Genomic DNA, 16,790 nt, shown 5'->3' on the forward strand with positions numbered 1-16,790 from the left:
GTGGCGGTGTCTATCCCGTCACATCCTGCTGAAGTTGTCCGGTTCGTAGTGTTAACTCAAACGGAGGTTACCACTCCACTTAATTTCCGGTAAACGGCCTGATTCGACGGGGAAGGAGGCCGCGCGATGGTCGCTGTGGACTTCGGCGAACTGGAGTTCGCGCCGGGCGGAGTCGTCGAACGAATGCGGTCGGCGGTGCGCGGTCGCGGCGGCGAAGCGGTGACCCAGCTCCTTCTGATCACGGTGCTCTATCTCGGCTATCGCGCCGGGCGGCTGATCACCGCCGACGACACCGGGCGCGCCATGGGCAACGCGCACGGCCTGCTCGGCTTCGAGGAACGGCTCGGCCTGCCGGACGAGCGGACGGTTCAGGCATTGTTCCTGCACCGCGAGTTCCTCGCCGTTCCGGCCAACTTCTATTACGCCAGTGCGCATTTCACTGTGGCCGTGGGAGTGCTGCTGTGGCTGTGGATGTTCCGGCCGGAGCACTATCGCTGGACCAGGAATCTCATGGTGGCGCTGACCGCGGGCGCGCTCGCGGTGCACATCCTGGTCCCCCTCGCGCCTCCGCGCATGCTGACCGATCGCGGCTTCGTCGATCTGGCCGCGCGATACGGCCAATCCGTCTACGGCGCGGCGGATTCCGGCGGGCTGTCCAATCAGTTCGCGGCCATGCCGTCGCTGCACGTCGGCTGGGCGCTGCTGCTCGGTGTGGCGGTGGTCGCCGCGACCCGCACGCCGTGGCGCTGGCTCGCCCTGGCTCATCCGGCGCTGACCACGCTCGTGGTGGTCGGCACCGCCAACCACTACTGGCTGGACGTCATCGTCGCGGTCGTATTGCTGGCGCTGTCCGCCGTGCTGCATCCCGTCGTGGTGCCCGCGGCGGCGACGGCGTGGGGCGTGATGGGTCCCGTTCCACCGAAACCTATGCTGACCAGCTCCTAGCGGTCCGCCACGCGCGGCGGCGCTGACCGGAAGAGCGCTCCGTCGCGCGTACGATCGCGGAGTCATCCTGTTCGCCCGTCCGGACAAGGAGTTGCCATGGAACCGATGACCATCATGGATCTGCTGTCTTCGCTTGCCATCCAGGTGTTCTCTCTTTTGGGAGGATTCCCCGGCGGTTACCCCGGCTGACCCGTTCCGGCCGCGGCTTCCGCGCCGCTCTTGCTTGCGGCGAGTGTCTCCCGCATGAGCGCCGGCATGGTCCGGCCGCCGAATGCCGATACCGGTGGCCGCGACGGGGCCGCGGTGGGCTGGAACGAGTAAGCCCAGGTCACCGCGGTCCGACCGTCCTGATCTCCGGTAGTCGACAACGCCAACCGACAAGGCGGGATCTAGTGGTGGGCGGCGTTCGTATGCGCCCAGGACTGCACATCACCCCGATCGAGGGCGATGGCCAGCAGCTCCGGGAACTTGTCGGGCGTGCAGGCGAAGGCCGGGATGCCCAGGGCGGCAAGAGCAGCGGCGTTGTCGTGATCGAAGGCGGGCGCGCCGTCGTCGGAGAGGGCGAGCAATACGACGACCTGCACGCCGGACTCCTGCATCGAGCGCACGCGGCGCAGCATCTCGTCGCGAATGCCTCCCTCGTACAGGTCGGAGATCAGGACGAACAGCGTGTCGGCCGGGCGGGTGACCAACGACCGGCAGTAGGCGAGGGCCCGGTTGATGTCGGTGCCGCCGCCGAGTTGCGTGCCGAACAGCACGTCCACCGGGTCGTCGAGTTTGTCGGTGAGGTCGACGATTTCGGTGTCGAAGACCACCAGCGAGGTGCGCAGCGACCGCATTGAGGCGAGCACCGCGCCGAACACCGACGCGTACACGACGCTGGCGGCCATCGAACCGGACTGGTCGATGGCCAGCACCACGTCGCGCCGCACCGCCTGCGCCTTGCGGCCGTAGCCGACCAGGCGTTCGGGCACCACAGTGCGATGCTCGGGCAGGTAGGTGGCGAGGTTCTTGCGAATGGTGCGGTCCCAGTCGATATCCCGCAATTTCGGCCGGGAGACGCGGGCAGCGCGGTTCAGCGCGCCGGAGACGGCGGCGACGGTCTGTGCCGCGATGCGCTGCTCGATCTCCCGCACCACCTTCTCCACCACCATGCGGGCGGTGGCCTTGGTGGTCTCGGGCATCACCCGGTTCAGGCTCAGCAGGGTACCGACCAGGTGCACGTCCGGCTCCACCGCCTCGAGCAGTTCCGGCTCCAGCAGAAGCTGGGTGAGATCGAGTCGCTCCACGGCGTCACGCTGCATGACCTCGACGACGGAGGCAGGGAAGTAGCTGCGAATATCGCCGAGCCAGCGGGCCACGCGCGGCGCCGAACCCTGCAAACCGCCGGTGCGCTTGCCGGGGGAGGTCTCGTCATCGGTGTTGTACAGCGCCGACAGCGCCCGGTCCATGGCCGCGTCCGGACCGGAGCCAAGCCCGCCCAATCCTTCCTCCGCGGCCGCGCCGAGCACCAAGCGCCAACGCCGGGACTGCGCTTCGTCGGTCATGCCGGGTCCTTCCAGGTTAGAGCGGGAACCTCGCTGCGTTGCCGCCTCCAGGCCTGACCGCTCATGCTGTGTCCTTTCCGGCATGCGCGGACGTCACGGGTGGACGCTGAACTGGCGCCGCCGGGCCTGACCCGCTCACACTGTCCCCGCTTTCGGTGCGGGCGATAGTGCTGCGCTGTCGTCTGCGGGCCTGGCGTCTTGTGCTCTGTGCGCTTTCGATATGGACGGCGTGGTGCTGCCGCGAGGCCGACATCCCCGCCTGACTGCTCATATCGTGACCCCCAGAATCTCCGCTGCCGCACGCACCGCGACTGTGGCGCGGTCGGCGTCGATTCCGGCGACAGCCGACGCGGCGGCCGCGGACCCGCCGTCGCGGACCGCCTGCCCGATCGCGCGGCGCTCACCTGATTCGAACCCGCCGAAGGTGCGGCGTAGCAGCGGCAGCGTCTCGACGAACGTGTCGTCGCCCAGTCCGCGCAGCCAGTCGTCGATGAGCCGCAACAACTCCCGGTCGTGCACCAGCAGCAGGCCGCGTCCGCCGAGGAACCCGTCGATCCACGCCGCTTTGGCCGCGGCCGTTGCGCCTACCGAGAGGGCCGCGGACAGGCGGCGCGCGGATTCGGCGTCATCGATGCGGCCCGCGTCGGCGAGCAAGCGGACGGCGCGCCCCACCAGGGCGCCGTGCACGTCGTCGCGGTCGGCGACGCGGCGCAGCGCGGCCAGCCACTCGCCGGTGGCCCAGCCGTCGTCTCTGGTGTGGATGGCGGTGTGCGCCGCGTCCAGCAGCCCGCGCAGATCGGTGGCAGCGTCGGTGTCCAACCCGGTGACCGCCGCGGGCAGGCCCGCGCAGATGCGCACCAGCAACCCGTCGGCGACGTGGGCCAGCGCTTTGGTGTCGGTGCCGCGCACGTCGCCGTAGCGCAGCGTGCGGATCAGGCCGGGCAACGCGGCCAGCAGGTGGGTCACGTCGTGGTCCAGCGCCGCCGTGGATTCCAGCCGGGCGATCAAACCGTCGGTGGCACCGCCCAGGTCGGCGAGCAGCGCGACTTCCAGCGCGGCGGTCAGTTCGCCCACCGAGCGGTCGGCGCGGCTCGCGGTGTCGAGGATCTTCGCCTCCGCCGCGGTGCGGATGGTGGTACCCCAGCGCGAGGCCTCGATGACCGCTATCGCGTACTCGGGATGCCATTGCAGCGTCCAGGTCTCTCGGAAGGTGCCGGTGCTGCGAACGTCGCTGGTGGTGAGCGTGCCCCACTCGATGCCGAGCACCCGCAGGCGGTGCAGCAGGCGTGACCGCTCGACCTCGCGTGGCTTGCGCAGATCCAGGTCGATGGCGCGGATCGCGGGCTCCTGCTTCATCCGCAGCGAACGGATCGTGGCGCGCAGGTCCGCGTCCAGCGGCACGGTCGGCGTCTCCTCCGGCACGGCGCCGAGCGCCTCACCCACCACGAGTTCGCCGATCACCAACCGCAGCATCGTTTCGTCACCGCCGCACAGCACCGACCGCGTGGCCTCGGTGACCTCCGGCAAACCGGCGAGCGGCCGGCCGCGCAGCGCGGCGAGGGTGTCGGCGAGCCGGACCGCTTCGATGACGTGCGCGCTGGAAACGGGCAGATCGTGGGCGCGCAGCACCCCCGCCACCTTGGTGAGCCAGCGGGTGATCGGCTGCTCGGTGGCGGTGAACAGGTGGTGGTACCAGCCCGGCGAGGTGACGCCTGCGCCGTAGCCGGAGGAGGTGGACAGCCGCGAATGCGTCCACGGCACCCAGGTGAGCCGGGCTTTGGTCTTCGGCAGCCCCTTGAGCAACCGGGCGTCCGGCGCGGCGGGACCCAGCGCGCCGGTGAGCGCGGGCGCATGCCACGCACCGCACACCACCGCCAGCCGCACCGCCCCGTCCTTGAGCGCCTTGCGCATGGTCTGCCGCATGTAGGCCTCGCGCCGCAAGGTGTGCGCGTCGACCACGAGTGGCTCTGGCGGTGATTCGGCAACCGATTCGGAGACCGCCTCCGCGACCGAATCGAATTCCGGCGCAGGGCTCTTCGTGAATCGATCCTGTGCTGGTGGGGCGGTCCGGGGTTGATCGCTCTCGGATCGACCGCGCCCCGATTCGGTGGCCGCTCGGTCCCCATCCGGTTCAGGCGCGCGGTTCGCCGAAGGGTCTTCCGCGGGCGGCGTCGCGTGGTCTGCGGATGCGGGACCGTCCAGGTGCCGGTCTCCCGTGGTTCCGGTGCTCGTGGGTACGCGTTGTGCTGGGCGGTCTGCGGTGGGTTCGGCCGCCGGCGTTGTGCCGACGGTTCCGGCGTCCGTGGACTCGCCGTTAGACGGGTTCCCGTTCGCCGGGCCGGTGCCCGAGGCCGGGTCGCCTTGCACAGGTCGCTCGGCGGTCTCCCGCAGTGCGCCCATCGCCTCGGTGATCGCGTCGAACGCCTCGGCGTCGGGCACGGATTCGACGACGGCGTCCCACCAGCGTTCGGCGTCGTCGTAGCCGCCCGCCTCGGCGAGAGCGGCGAGTGGGTCGAACCGGTCGCCGGGCTCGTCCTCCGTCGCGAGCGTGACGGTCGCGGGCAGGTCGCAGAACCGCACCGGCACGTCGTTGTCCACCGCGTACCGCAGCGCCTGCCACTCGGGCGAGAACACCGCGTACGGCCAGAACGCGGCCTTGGCGGGTGCGTCGGGAACGTACGCCAGCAGCGCGACCGGCGGGGTCATCCCCTCGGCGGCGACGTAGCCAACCAGCGGATCGGCGTCCGCGGGACCTTCGATGAGGATCATGTCGGGCCGGAAGTCCGCCAGGGCCAGCCGCAGCGAGCGCGCGGACCCGGGACCATGGTGGCGGATGCCGAACACCCTGGTCACCGCGGTGGATCCGGTGCCGGAGGTCACCCGGTGACCTCGCGGCAAGCGCGGTAGAAGTCCGCCCAGTCGGGTCGCTCGCGGACCACGGCCTCCAGGTACTCGGTCCACACGACGGCATCGGCCACCGGGTCCTTGATCACCGAGCCGAGCACCGCGCCTGCGATGTCGGAGGCGCGCAGCACACCGTCGCCGAAGTGCGCCGAGAGGGCGATGCCGTTGGTGATCACCGAGATCGCCTCGGCCGTGGACAGCGTTCCGGACGGCGACTTGAGCTTGGTCCGGCCGTCGGCGGTGCTGCCGGAGCGCAGTTCGCGGAAGACCCGCACCACCCGCCGCACCTCCTCGGCCGCCGCGGGCACGGTGGGCAGTTCCAGCGCGGAACCGAGCTGCTCGACGCGCCTGCTGACGATGGCGACCTCTTCGTCCTCGCTCGCGGGCAGCGGCAGCACCACCGTGTTGAACCGGCGGCGCAACGCGGAGGACAACTCGTTCACCCCGCGGTCGCGGTCGTTCGCGGTGGCGATGACGTTGAAGCCCTTGGCGGCCTGCACCTCCATACCGAGCTCGGGCACCGGCAGCGTCTTCTCGGACAGGACGGTGATCAGCGCGTCCTGCACGTCCGAGGGGATGCGGGTGAGTTCCTCGAGCCGGGCGATGGAGCCTGTCCGCATGGCCGTGAGCACCGGCGACGGCACCAGCGCCGCCTCGCTCGGGCCCTCCGCGAGCAACCGCGCGTAGTTCCAGCCGTAGCGGATCGCCTCTTCGGCCGTGCCGGAGGTGCCCTGCACCAGCAGCGTCGAGGAACCGCTGATGGCGGCGGAAAGGTGTTCCGACACCCAGGTCTTCGCGGTCCCCGGCACGCCGAGCAGCAGCAGCGCCCGGTCGGTGGCCAGCGTCGCGACCGCCACTTCCATCAGCCTGCGCGGACCCACGTACTTCGGGGTGATCACGGTGCCGTCGGGGAGGGTGCCGCCGAGCAGGTAGGTGACCACCGCCCACGGTGACAACCGCCAAGACGGCGGGCGGGGGCGGTCGTCGGCGGCGGCGAGGGCGCGCAACTCGTCGGCGTACGCCTGTTCGGCATGGGGGCGCAGCAGGTCCGGCGCCGGGTCGGTGGTGGTCACTGCAACTCCTCGAGCATCATCGAGCGGTGGGTGAGGTCGTGGGCGAGCTGGTCGAAGGCTCGTGCCCAGGCGGGATCGTCGCACCGGCGGGCCACCGCGGACAGCGTGTCCGCGGCGGTGACCGGAAGGTGGACCGCGGCCGCGGCGAGCAGCGACCGATGCGCGTTCGGCGCCGCGCCGTGCGTCTCGGGGCGCCGCGCCGCCGCCCGGGCCCGCTCGAACAGCAGCAGCACCACGTGCTGGGCCAGCGCGTCCGGCCACGGGTGGCCCGTCGCGGGCAGCAGCGCTTCTATTTCGGACAGCCACGAGCCGTCCAGCCGCACCAGGTGCGCGGTCCGATCCGCCCGCGGCAGCAGCGCGAACAGTTCCCTCCTGCGCAGCATCGCGAGGTCGGTGGGCACGCCCGCCTCGAACAGCGCCCGCGCCCAGGCCGAATCGCGCTGCGCCAGAGCGGCATCCACCCAGCCGTCGAAGACCGGCTGCCGGAACCGGTCTTCGATCGTGGCGCGCACCGCCTGCTGCGGCGTGCCGAGCACACCGGCCCAGTGCGTCAGCGGGGTGGCGGCGACCACCTGCCGGAGCCGGGCCGCGAGCACGTCGGGCGCGCCGTTCCAGCGGTAGGCGAATTCCACGGTGCGATCGGTGATCCCGTCGCGCTGCGCGGCGGCGTCGAGCGTATCGGGCAGCGTGAGCACCACATTCGTGTGCAGCATCCGGTGCTCGGCGCGGATCCACGCGCTCGCTCGCTCGCGCATCCGACGCGTGAACGCCGATTCCGGCAGCAGCGCGAGGAGTCCGGCGGCGGTGCGGCGCACGTCGGCGCGCCGGTCGTCCAACGCCGTCTCGAGCAGGGGCTCGTCGTCCGGGCCGAGTCCTTCGGCGAGCACGGCCAGCAGTTCGGCCTTCAGCGGGCCCGACTCCTTCGGCCACGCCGCGGTCAACTGCGCCCTCGCCGCGCCTGCGTCGGCGCGCCGGAGGTCGGCGAGCCAGTCGCGCCGCTCGGTTGGTTGGCCGAACAGCCAGGTGTCGGTGGAACGCTCGGACGTGGTCGACGACCGCCGCACGAGTTCCCGCCAGGCCGGATGCCGGGCCGCCAGCCAGCTGCCGCGGGCACCCGCGAGGCGCAGCAGCGGCTCGCGTAACGAGGCATTGATCTTCGCGTGCTCGAGCAGCTGCTCGCAGAGGGCGTCCGGCGCGCGGTAGTCGTACGGCAGCGCGGCCTCGAACCATTCGGGAAGGAATGCCGAACGTTCCCGCAGCATGCGCGCCAGCCGCGCCGCCGCCGGACGCGGCAGTGACGGCCGTGGGTCGTCCGGTGCGGGCTCCGGCGCCGCCGCGGTGGCCGGTGTGACTCCACCGCGGGTGAAAAGGTCGTGCAACGCGGCGGTTTCGAGCAGACGCGTCGCGGGATCGCTCGGCAACCGGCCGGCCGCGCGTGCGATCGGGGGCGGCAGTGCGGCGGAATCCGGGGCGCGGCGCGCGGTGCCGAGCAACGCGACGGAAGTGAGGTCCGCGTTGCCGGGAGCCGGGCGGTCCGGCTCGGGCCCGAAGGTCTCGGTGGCGGCCAGGTCGACGACCTCACCCGCGGCGAACACCGAAATCGGCTCCAATCCGTCGGCGCTCCATTCGCCTGCCACGGTGACCGGATGACCGCCGGAGACGGCCAGCAGCGTCCACGGTTGCTCCCCGGGCCGGATCGGCAGCGCCGTGCCATCGGCGTCGGTGACGAACCAGCCTTGCTCGGTGCGGGTGGGGATCACGTCGGCCAGCAGCATCGGCCACGAGCGCACCCACGGATCGGCGCCGAGCGCCGACGCGTGCGCGGCCAGCGCGGCGGCGATCGTGGCGGGCCGATCGGCGTCGACGGGCAGCGTGGTGAAAGGTTCGGCGGCACTGTGCCGTTCTCCCCACAACGCGCGCAACGGCGCGGCGCCCGGGTAGTAATGCAGCTGCGCGTCGGCCAGCTGCCCGAGCGCGGGAACGTCGGCGGGGAAGCCGGGGGAACCGAAGGAATGGTCGACCACCAGCGCCCAGCGCCCGCTCGTCCGCCCGTACAACCAGGTGCGCCGGGTATAGAGGCGCTCGTCCTCGGTGATCCGCGAGCCGAACACCATCCACCGGTCACGGACCGGAGGTTCGGCGCGCACCGCCTCGGCCGGGTTCGGATAGCCGACGTGGGTCCGGATGCTGGCACGCAGCGGAGCCGGCCACGCGTCGAGTTGCCGGTGCGCGGCGATCAGCAGGTGCATCCGCGCGTACTCGCGCAGCACCACCTCGGGCCAGTCGGTCCTGGTGGCCACGGCGGCCGGGAGCCTGCGCAGGGTGGCGGCGAGGCCGGGAGCCTGCGCGTCGACCATCCGGGCGGCCACGGCTTCGAAGGCGCGATACGAGCGGTCGGCCTGCGCGAGCCCGGTGCGTACCTGGTCACCGAGCCAGGTGTCGAGTTCCTCCAGCCCGGCCGTCACCCGCACCCGGCGCTGTTCGGCGGTAGCGGGGTTCGGGGTGCGGGGGCGGTCGGCTGTCGTGGCGGCCCGCGCCGCACGGCCGCCGATCCACGACGCCGCGTAGTCCGCGGTCTCCGGCGCGACGGCGACCTCGCCCGCGGCCCAGCGCAGCAACAGCGACAACGCGTGCTTGCAGGGAAATTTGCGGCTCGGGCAGGAGCACCGGTACGCCGGGCCGGACAGGTCGACGATCGTCTGATACGGCGTGGCGCCGCTGCCCTGGCACCGCCCCCACAGCGCCGTGCCGTGCTGCCCGCACTCGCGCCAGCGATGCACCAGCTTGTGGGCCGCCGACAGCGAATTCGCGTCGGGCGCCAGCGCCGCGACCTGGTCTTCGGTCCACGGCGTCGTCATCGCACGGCTCCAGCTCGGTGGTGGCTCATCGCCTTCCTTCGTTGCTCGGTTGACCGGATTTCTACCGCAGCGCACCGACATGTGCCGCCACCGGTGCCGCGCCGCGCTCGGAAGCGCTTGTCTCGGCGCCGTATTCGTCATTCGGACAAATCTTGCGCCGATGGGGACGCTCTGGCATTCTGTCCTGTTCGGCTCGACCGAGCCACCCGGAACGGGTGTAGACACCATCGAGCTGCCCGCCGGGGTTGGCGAGGGGTGGACATCGAGACAGGGCGCAGGCGTTTCGATGACCATATCCATCCCCGCGGGCAGATTCGCCTGGGTGCGCTGGGCGATCCCGGCGCGATCGGGTAGCGTTTCGCACAGCTTCGACAAGGCGCCGCGCACGGGGTCGGAGGACGTGTGGCGGCTCGATGGTGGAGGGGATTTTTCGCATGCGCCTGGATCCCGACGCTGTCCAGGCCGTCGGTTCCGCGGACGCGCCGCCCCGGCTCTCGGAGGTGGTGACCCGGCGCCTCGCCGAGGATCCGGCGGTCACGCCCTCGGTCACGCGGACCGTGCTGCGCGCCCTGGGCGCCGCCGAATCGGGTGATGGGGCAACGACATTCGATCATTCCGGCATATTTCTGAGCGCCATCCGGGTACGCGGTTTCCGCGGCATCGGTCCCGAGACGACGCTGCAACTGCCACCCGGTCCGGGTCTCACGCTCGTGGTCGGCCGCAACGGCAGCGGCAAATCCAGTTTCGCCGAAGCCGCCGAAATGGCTCTGACCGGTGGAAACCGTCGGTGGGACGGTCGCTCGGCGGCCTGGCGGGAAGGCTGGCGCAACCTGCACGACGGCGCTGCTGCCCGCATCGAGCTGGAGTTGCTGACCGCCGGTGACGCGCCCCGGCTCACCATCGCCAAGGAATGGGCGGCCGACGCCGACCTGCCCGACGCGGACTGGACCCAGCGCTATCCGCCCGCGCCGCCGTCGGCGTTCGACATGGACCGGTGGGCGGCCCAGCTCGAGCTCTACCGTCCGTTCCTGTCCTACAGCGAACTCGGCGCGCTGGTGGACGGGAAGCCGAGCGACCTGTTCGACGCGCTGCACCAACTGCTGGGTCTCGACGAACTCACCCTGGCGCAGGAACGCATCCGGATGCGCCGCCTGGAACTCGAACGCGCGGTGCGGGATTCGCGTCAGGAGCGGCTGGAGCTGCTGGAACTGCTCGCGTCGGTGGCCGACGACCGGGCGGTCCGGGTCGCCGGATTGCTGCGGCCCGCTCAACCGGACCTCGCCGCGGTGGGTCGCGAAGTGCTGGGCGTGGTGGACGACCCGGCCGGCCCGGACGGCTTGCGCGCGATCGTGCGGCTCGCGCTGCCCGGCGACGCCGAAGTCGATGCGGTGGCCACCCGGCTCGAGACCTGGGGCGCGGCCATCGCCGAGGGCGCCACCGACGACGCCGAAGCCGATCTGCGCCTGCTCGAACTGCTGCGCATGGCGCGTGCGCATCAGGCGGCGAGCGGGCCGTGCCCCTGCCCGGTGTGCGGCCGCGGCGCACTGGACGAGGACTGGGCACGCGAGACCGACACGGCCATCGAGCGGCTCGCCGCCCGGGTGGACGCGCTCACCACCGCCCGCGTCGAACTCGGCGACGCCGTGCGGGCCGCGCGGGCGCTTCCCGAACTCGTTCCCGCCGAATTGGATTTCGACCCGCGCAACCCGCCGTCGGTCGACACCACGGCGGTGCGCGAGGCGTGGGCCGAGTGGGCCGCGCTGACCACCGCCGAATACACCCCGGACCTGCCCGAGCTGCTGCGCAGCGCGCACGCGCGGTTGGTGGACGAACTCGACCTGCTGCAGCAGGGCACCCGCAAGGAACTCGACCGCTTGGACGAGGTGTGGACCCCGCTGGTGCCGCGGATCGTGACCTGGCTCGAGGGCGCGCGTGAGGTGGCCGCGCACGCGGCGGAACTGCGCACGGTGAAGAAGGCCGAGGACTGGCTGAAAGCGGCTACCGCGGGCCTGCGCGGCGAGCGCATGACGCCGCTGGAGACGACGGCCCGCTGGGTGTGGCGCACGCTGCGGCAGCAGAGCAACGTCGAGCTGGGCGCGATCCGCTTGCAGGGCAACGCGGGCACCGCGCGGCGCGTGCTGCTCGACGTGACCGTCGACGAGGTGGACGGGGCCGCGCTGGGCGTGATGAGCCAGGGCGAGTTGCACGCGCTGGGTCTGTCGTTGTTCCTGCCGCGCGCCACGGTGGAGGAGAGCCCGTTCCGTTTCGTCATGATCGACGACCCGGTGCAGGCGATGGACCCGGCCAAGGTGGACGGCCTGGCGCAGGTGCTGGCCACGGTGGCCTGGACCCGTCAGGTGGTGGTCTTCACCCATGACGAGCGCCTCGCCGAGGCGGTGCGGCGGATGCAGCTCGACGCGACCGTCCTGGAAGTGCAGCGCCGCGACCGCTCGGTGGTCGAGGTGCGGGTGTCCAGCGACCCGATCCGACGCTATCTCGACGACGCCCGCGCCTTGGTCCGCACGCCCCAGTTGCCCGCGGCGATCGCCGACGAACTGGTGGCCACCTGCTGCCGTTCGGCGGTGGAGGCGGCCAGTCTGGCCAGGGCGCGGCGCACCCTGCTCGCCGCGGGTATGAATCACCGCGAGGTGGAACGCCACATCGATGCCGCCCACTCCACCAGGGCGAAGGTGGCGCTGGCGGTCTTCGGGGTGGGTAGCAAGGTCGACGACCTGAACAAGAATCTGATCGAGCGGGAAGGGCGGTGGGTGGTGGACGCACTGCGCGACGCCACGGCGGGCGCGCACGTGCCGATCGGGCGGGACATGCGCGAGTTGATCGGTGAGACCGAGAAATTCGTCGCGTGGCTGGCCAGGTGAAGCGCGGATGACCGGGCGGCGCAAGCCGGTCGGCGCGCGCCGTGGGCCCGCGGGCGGCGGTCGCGCGCCCCGGCACGGACAGCGTGGGCGGAACAACGGCGCGCGTCGGCCGCGCGCCGATCGGCCGTCGATCGCCGAGCGGCTGGAGACCGTCGATCTGCTGCTCGCCGGATCGGTGACCGACGCGGGCGGACTGTGGTCCCGGGCGACAGCCTGGATCCTGCGGATCGCGTTGGAGCAGGCCGTGGACGAACTGTGGCTGCGGCTGGCGCCCGCGCTGGTCCGCTGCCCGATGCGGGCGCAGCTGATCGCGCTGCGCGCCTTCGCGGGACCGGACGTGGCGGCGCGCGTCGCGGTGCTCTGGGCGGCGCTGTCGCGCGCGGCCCACCACCACGACTACGAACTCGCGCCCAGCGTCACCGATCTACGGCGCTGGCGGGAACAGACCGTCGCCTTGGCCGCGGACTTGGCGGCCGTGGAGGCGCGCCGAGATTGACCCCGGCGATGATGCGGTCAAGTGTGCGCGTGGAGTATGCCGCCCGGCCGGACAGAGGCACGATATGAGCGGATTTGGGCAGACGTTGGCGAGCGTGACCATGCGGTGCCTCACTCGGGCCGGAAAGGACGTGGCATGAGCGAATCACGACGGTGCCCGTGCGGGCGCGGCGAGGCTTTCGACGACTGCTGCGGTCCGGTGCTGCGCGGCGAGCGTCCCGCTGCCACGGCCGAAGCGCTGATGCGCTCGCGCTACACCGCCTTCGCGGTGGGGGATGTCGACTATCTGCTGCGTTCCTGGCATCCGCGCACCCGCCCGCGCGAACTCACGGTGGACCCCGCCCAGCGCTGGCTGTTCCTGGAGATCACCCGCACCGACCGCGGCGGGCTGTTCGACGACACCGGAACGGTGGCGTTCGTCGCGCACTACCGAGATGCGGACGGGCGCGGCGCACTGCGCGAGACCAGTCGATTCGCTCGCTCCGACGGCGCCTGGGTCTACCTGGACGGCACGCACGCCGAGTGACCGGTAGCGTCAGCGGGCATGGCACGCGTCGCGATCGAGTACTGCACCCAATGCCGCTGGCTGCTGCGGGCGAGCTGGATGGCGCAGGAACTGCTCAGCACGTTCGCCACCGACCTGGACGAGGTCGCGCTGCTCCCGGGTTCGGGCGGGATCTTCCGGATCACCGTCGACGGCGAACAGATCTGGGAACGCAAGACCGACGGCGGCTTCCCCGAGATCGCGGTGCTCAAGCAGCGGGTGCGCGACCGGGTGGCACCCGACCGCGATCTCGGTCACGCCGACCGGCGCGACTGACGCCGGAAGTCAGCCGCAGCAGCCGCCACCGCAGCAGCCGCCGCCGGCCGGAGGCGCAGCGGGGCTCGGCGCGGGCGCGCTCACGCCGCCCCGGGAGACGGTGGCGAAAGTGGTCAGCAATTTGACCGTGTCGTCGTGGCCGACCGGGCAGGTCGCCGGCGCCGACGACTCCGCCATCGGGCGGGTCACCTCGAACGTGTCGCCGCAACTGCGGCACCGATAGCTGTAACTCGGCATCCGCTCAGTTTAGGGCCTGCGTCCGCGCATCCTCCAGACGATCGGAAGTGGCGGCGGCCGCCGTGACCGATTCGACACAGCAGCCGACGGCAGGGCCTGAACAGCGGATGAATGGGAGTCGACGCGGCGATGTCCCACATCGCGACGCTGGCGTGCTGATCTTCGACGTACTCTCGAAAAGAAGGATGAGGAGGTCCGCGATGCGCGCTCAGTTCTCCGAGGCGGTGCCCGGTCCCGACGGTTTCGCCGAGCCCATCGCGCGAACGGCGCACGGCGACGTCCGCGGCGTGCGCGAGGGCTCCGTATCCGTCTGGCGCAGCATCCCCTACGCCACGGCCCCCACCGGACCGGCCCGGTTCGCGCCGCCGCAGCCCCCGCAGCCCTGGGAGGGAGTGCGCGACTGCACCTCGTTCGGGCAGATCGCCCCGCAGACGATGGGCACCATGGTCCCCATCGACTCGGGCCTGACCATGGGCGAGGACTGCCTCTGGCTCAACGTCTGGTCACCACGGCCCGAGACCGGCGATCCGCACCGCGTCGCGGACACCGAGCCGCGCCCGGTGCTGGTCTGGCTGCACGGCGGCGCGTACTGCCTCGGCACCGCCGCGCAGCAGATCTACGACGGGCGCAAACTGGCCGCGACCGGTGACGTCGTGGTCGTCGGGGTCAACTATCGCCTCGGTGCGCTGGGCTTCCTCGACCTGTCCTCGCTCGGCGAGGACTTCGCGCCGAACCTCGGCCTGCGCGACCAGATCGCCGCACTGGAGTGGGTGCGCGACAACATCGCCGCGTTCGGCGGCGACCCCGGCAACGTCACGCTCTTCGGCGAGTCCTCCGGCGCGGGCTGCGTCACCGCGCTGCTCACCGCGCCGCGCGCGGCGGGCCTGTTCCACAAGGCGATCGCGCAGAGCCCGCCCGCGACCACGGTGTTCGGTCCGGAGCGGGCGGCGACGGTCGCGCAGCGTTTCCTCGAGCTGATCGAACTGCCCCCGGCCCGGGCGGCGGAGCTGCTGGAATGCCCGATCGAGCGGATCGTGACGGCGGCGGGTGTCCTGCTCGACGAGATACCGCTCAAGGAGCCGGGCAGGCTCGCGGCCGCGCCCGTGGTCGACGGCGATCTCCTGCCGACCTACCCGATCGACCGGTTCCAGCGTGGCGGGTCGCACCGGGTGCCGTTGATCATCGGGACGAACAAGGACGAGGCGTCGTTGTTCCGGCTGCTGCGTTCACCGATCATGCCGGTGACCCCGGACGCGGTGAACGCGATGCTGCGGGACGTCGCGGCGAGCCACCCGGAGATGTCCGCGGAGCGGATCGCCGAGATCACCTCGGCCTACCCGGACCTCGGCAAGGCGCGCGGAGCCCTGGCGATGTCCACCGACGCGGCGTTCCGGATGCCCGCGCACTGGGTGGCCGACGGTCACGCCGAGCATTCGCCCACCTGGATGTACCGGTTCGACTACGCCACCCCGATGCTGCGCGCGGCCCGGGTCGGCGCCGGCCACGCCACCGAATTGCCTTATGTCTTCGGCAATTTCGGCACGCTCAACCTCGACCCGACGTTCTGGCTCGGCGGGCGCAGAGCGGCGATGGAGGTCTCCGGGCGGATGATGCGCCGCTGGCTCGCCTTCGCCGCCCACGGCGTTCCCGCCGCCCTGGACGGCTCCAAACACTGGCCGCCCTACCGCCTGCCCGCCCGCACCACCTTGCTCCTCGACAGCGTCGACCGCGTGGTCGACGACCCGGACCGTGACCTGCACACCGCCTGGGGGCAGCAAGCCGTCGGGTTCTCCTAGCAGGCGTTGTCCGCGCCTGGCGACCGCAGGTGTGGATACCCGAGACCGCGTGATCGGCGTTCCGCCCGCGTAGATCGAAGTCCGATACGCTCCGGCGGGAATCTGCGGCCGCGCGCGTCAGACGTCGGTGGAGAAGCGGATGCCGCCGTCCGGGATCTCCACGCCGGGCCACACGCGGGCCCCGCGCAGCAGTTCGCAGCGCGCGCCGATGTTCGCGCCGTCCCCGATGACGCCGTCGCGCACGAGCGCGCGCGGGCCGATGCGCGCCCCGAACCCGATGATCGTGCGTTCGACCGTGGCGCCCGCCTCGATCACAGCGCCGTCGAAGACGACCGCGCCGTCCAAGCGTGCGCCCGCGCCGATCTCGGCGCCGCGGCCCACGACCGTGCCGCCGATGAGCACCGCCCCCGGGGCGACGCCCGCGCCGGGATGGACCAGCGACTCGCCACGCTGACCGGGCAGGGCGGGGGAGGGGGCGATGCCGCGGACCAGGTCGGCGGAACCGCGGACGAAGTCCTCGGGGGTGCCCATGTCGCGCCAGTACGACGCGTCGACGTACCCCTGGAGGCGGGCGCCCTCGGTCAGCAGCGCCGGGAACACCTCGCGCTCCACCGACACCGGGCGCCCGGCCGGGATCTTCTCGATGTACTCGCGACGGAAGACGTAGCACCCGGCGTTGATCTGGTCGGTGGGCGGGTCCTGAGTCTTCTCCAGGAACGCGGTGACCCGGCCGTCCTCGTCGGTGGGCACACAGCCGAACGCGCGCGGGTCGCTGACCCGGACCAGGTGCAGCGTCACGTCGGCGCGGGTCGACTCGTGGGTGTCGAGCACCGCGCCGAGGTCGGTGCCGCCGAGCACGTCGCCGTTGAACACCATGACGTTGTCCGCGCGCAGCTTGGGCAGCACGTTGCGGATCGCGCCGCCGGTGCCGAGTGGCTCGGTCTCGGTGACGTACTCGATCTCCAGGCCGAGGTCGGAGCCGTCGCCGAAGTATTCCTCGAACACTTCGGCCTTGAACGACGTACCCAGCACCACGTGGGTGATCCCGGCCTCCGCGATACGGGCGAGCAGGTGGGTCAGGAACGGCAGCCCGGCCGTCGGCAGCATCGGCTTGGGCGCCGAAAGGGTCAGCGGACGCAGCCGCGTGCCCTGCCCGCCGACCAGGATCACCGCGTCGGTGCCTGTATTTCCTGCCATCAAGCTCCCCTGTTCACAAGGTCGTTTCTCGCCTGCGCC

Annotated in this window: 12 protein-coding genes; 6 read left to right on the forward strand and 6 right to left on the reverse strand. The window is 71.7% G+C overall.

All coding sequences use genetic code 11. The features are described 5' to 3' along the window. Positions 1-126 precede the first annotated feature (126 nt). Complete coding sequence (locus ABZ552_RS17620; protein ID WP_357438269.1) at positions 127-945, forward strand: phosphatase PAP2 family protein; 819 nt, start codon at positions 127-129, stop codon at positions 943-945. 389 nt (positions 946-1,334) lie between these two features. On the opposite strand, the gene ABZ552_RS17625 is transcribed toward ABZ552_RS17620, so the two are convergent. The 4 genes from ABZ552_RS17625 to ABZ552_RS17640 form a co-directional block, all read right to left on the reverse strand. Next, positions 1,335-2,492 (reverse strand): VWA domain-containing protein, encoded by a 1,158-nt coding sequence (locus ABZ552_RS17625; RefSeq protein ID WP_357438272.1) that lies wholly within the window; start codon positions 2,490-2,492, stop codon positions 1,335-1,337. A gap of 267 nt (positions 2,493-2,759) precedes the next feature. Further along, the gene (locus ABZ552_RS17630) at positions 2,760-5,372 is read right to left on the reverse strand and encodes a DUF5682 family protein (RefSeq protein WP_357438275.1); all 2,613 of its coding nucleotides are present in this window, start codon (positions 5,370-5,372) and stop codon (positions 2,760-2,762) included. Beyond that, complete coding sequence (locus ABZ552_RS17635; protein ID WP_357438278.1) at positions 5,369-6,469, reverse strand: AAA family ATPase; 1,101 nt, start codon at positions 6,467-6,469, stop codon at positions 5,369-5,371. The genes ABZ552_RS17630 and ABZ552_RS17635 overlap by 4 nt, the downstream gene beginning before the upstream one ends. After that, positions 6,466-9,327, reverse strand: a complete 2,862-nt coding sequence (locus ABZ552_RS17640) for an SWIM zinc finger family protein (protein WP_357438281.1) — start codon at positions 9,325-9,327, stop codon at positions 6,466-6,468. The genes ABZ552_RS17635 and ABZ552_RS17640 overlap by 4 nt, the downstream gene beginning before the upstream one ends. A gap of 434 nt (positions 9,328-9,761) precedes the next feature. Here ABZ552_RS17640 and ABZ552_RS17645 point away from each other — a divergent pair, with 434 nt between their 5' ends. From ABZ552_RS17645 to ABZ552_RS17660, 4 genes are all read left to right on the forward strand, one after another. Beyond that, positions 9,762-12,206, forward strand: coding sequence for an AAA family ATPase (locus ABZ552_RS17645; protein WP_357438284.1), 2,445 nt, complete (start codon positions 9,762-9,764; stop codon positions 12,204-12,206). Positions 12,207-12,213: 7 nt separating this feature from the next. Beyond that, a complete protein-coding gene (locus ABZ552_RS17650; protein ID WP_281877860.1) occupies positions 12,214-12,702 on the forward strand; it encodes a hypothetical protein in 489 nt (162 codons plus the stop codon). A gap of 135 nt (positions 12,703-12,837) precedes the next feature. Further along, on the forward strand, positions 12,838-13,227 hold the full coding sequence (locus ABZ552_RS17655) for a YchJ family metal-binding protein (protein WP_281877861.1): 390 nt from the start codon (positions 12,838-12,840) through the stop codon (positions 13,225-13,227). An 18-nt stretch (positions 13,228-13,245) separates the two neighbouring features. Beyond that, positions 13,246-13,521, forward strand: coding sequence for a SelT/SelW/SelH family protein (locus ABZ552_RS17660; protein WP_159847259.1), 276 nt, complete (start codon positions 13,246-13,248; stop codon positions 13,519-13,521). A gap of 9 nt (positions 13,522-13,530) precedes the next feature. Here ABZ552_RS17660 and ABZ552_RS17665 read toward each other — a convergent pair whose 3' ends face one another. After that, complete coding sequence (locus ABZ552_RS17665) at positions 13,531-13,758, reverse strand: zinc ribbon domain-containing protein (protein ID WP_281877862.1); 228 nt, start codon at positions 13,756-13,758, stop codon at positions 13,531-13,533. Positions 13,759-13,958: 200 nt separating this feature from the next. On the opposite strand from ABZ552_RS17665, the gene ABZ552_RS17670 reads away from it, so the two are divergent. Then, on the forward strand, positions 13,959-15,554 hold the full coding sequence (locus ABZ552_RS17670) for a carboxylesterase/lipase family protein (RefSeq protein WP_281877863.1): 1,596 nt from the start codon (positions 13,959-13,961) through the stop codon (positions 15,552-15,554). A gap of 117 nt (positions 15,555-15,671) precedes the next feature. Here the strand turns inward: ABZ552_RS17670 and ABZ552_RS17675 are convergent, their stop codons facing one another. Then, complete coding sequence (locus ABZ552_RS17675; protein ID WP_281877864.1) at positions 15,672-16,751, reverse strand: NDP-sugar synthase; 1,080 nt, start codon at positions 16,749-16,751, stop codon at positions 15,672-15,674. Positions 16,752-16,790 lie beyond the last annotated feature (39 nt).

It is taken from the genome of Nocardia sp. NPDC019219 (genome assembly GCF_040632645.1).
Classification (GTDB): Bacteria; Actinomycetota; Actinomycetes; order Mycobacteriales; family Mycobacteriaceae; genus Nocardia; species Nocardia sputorum.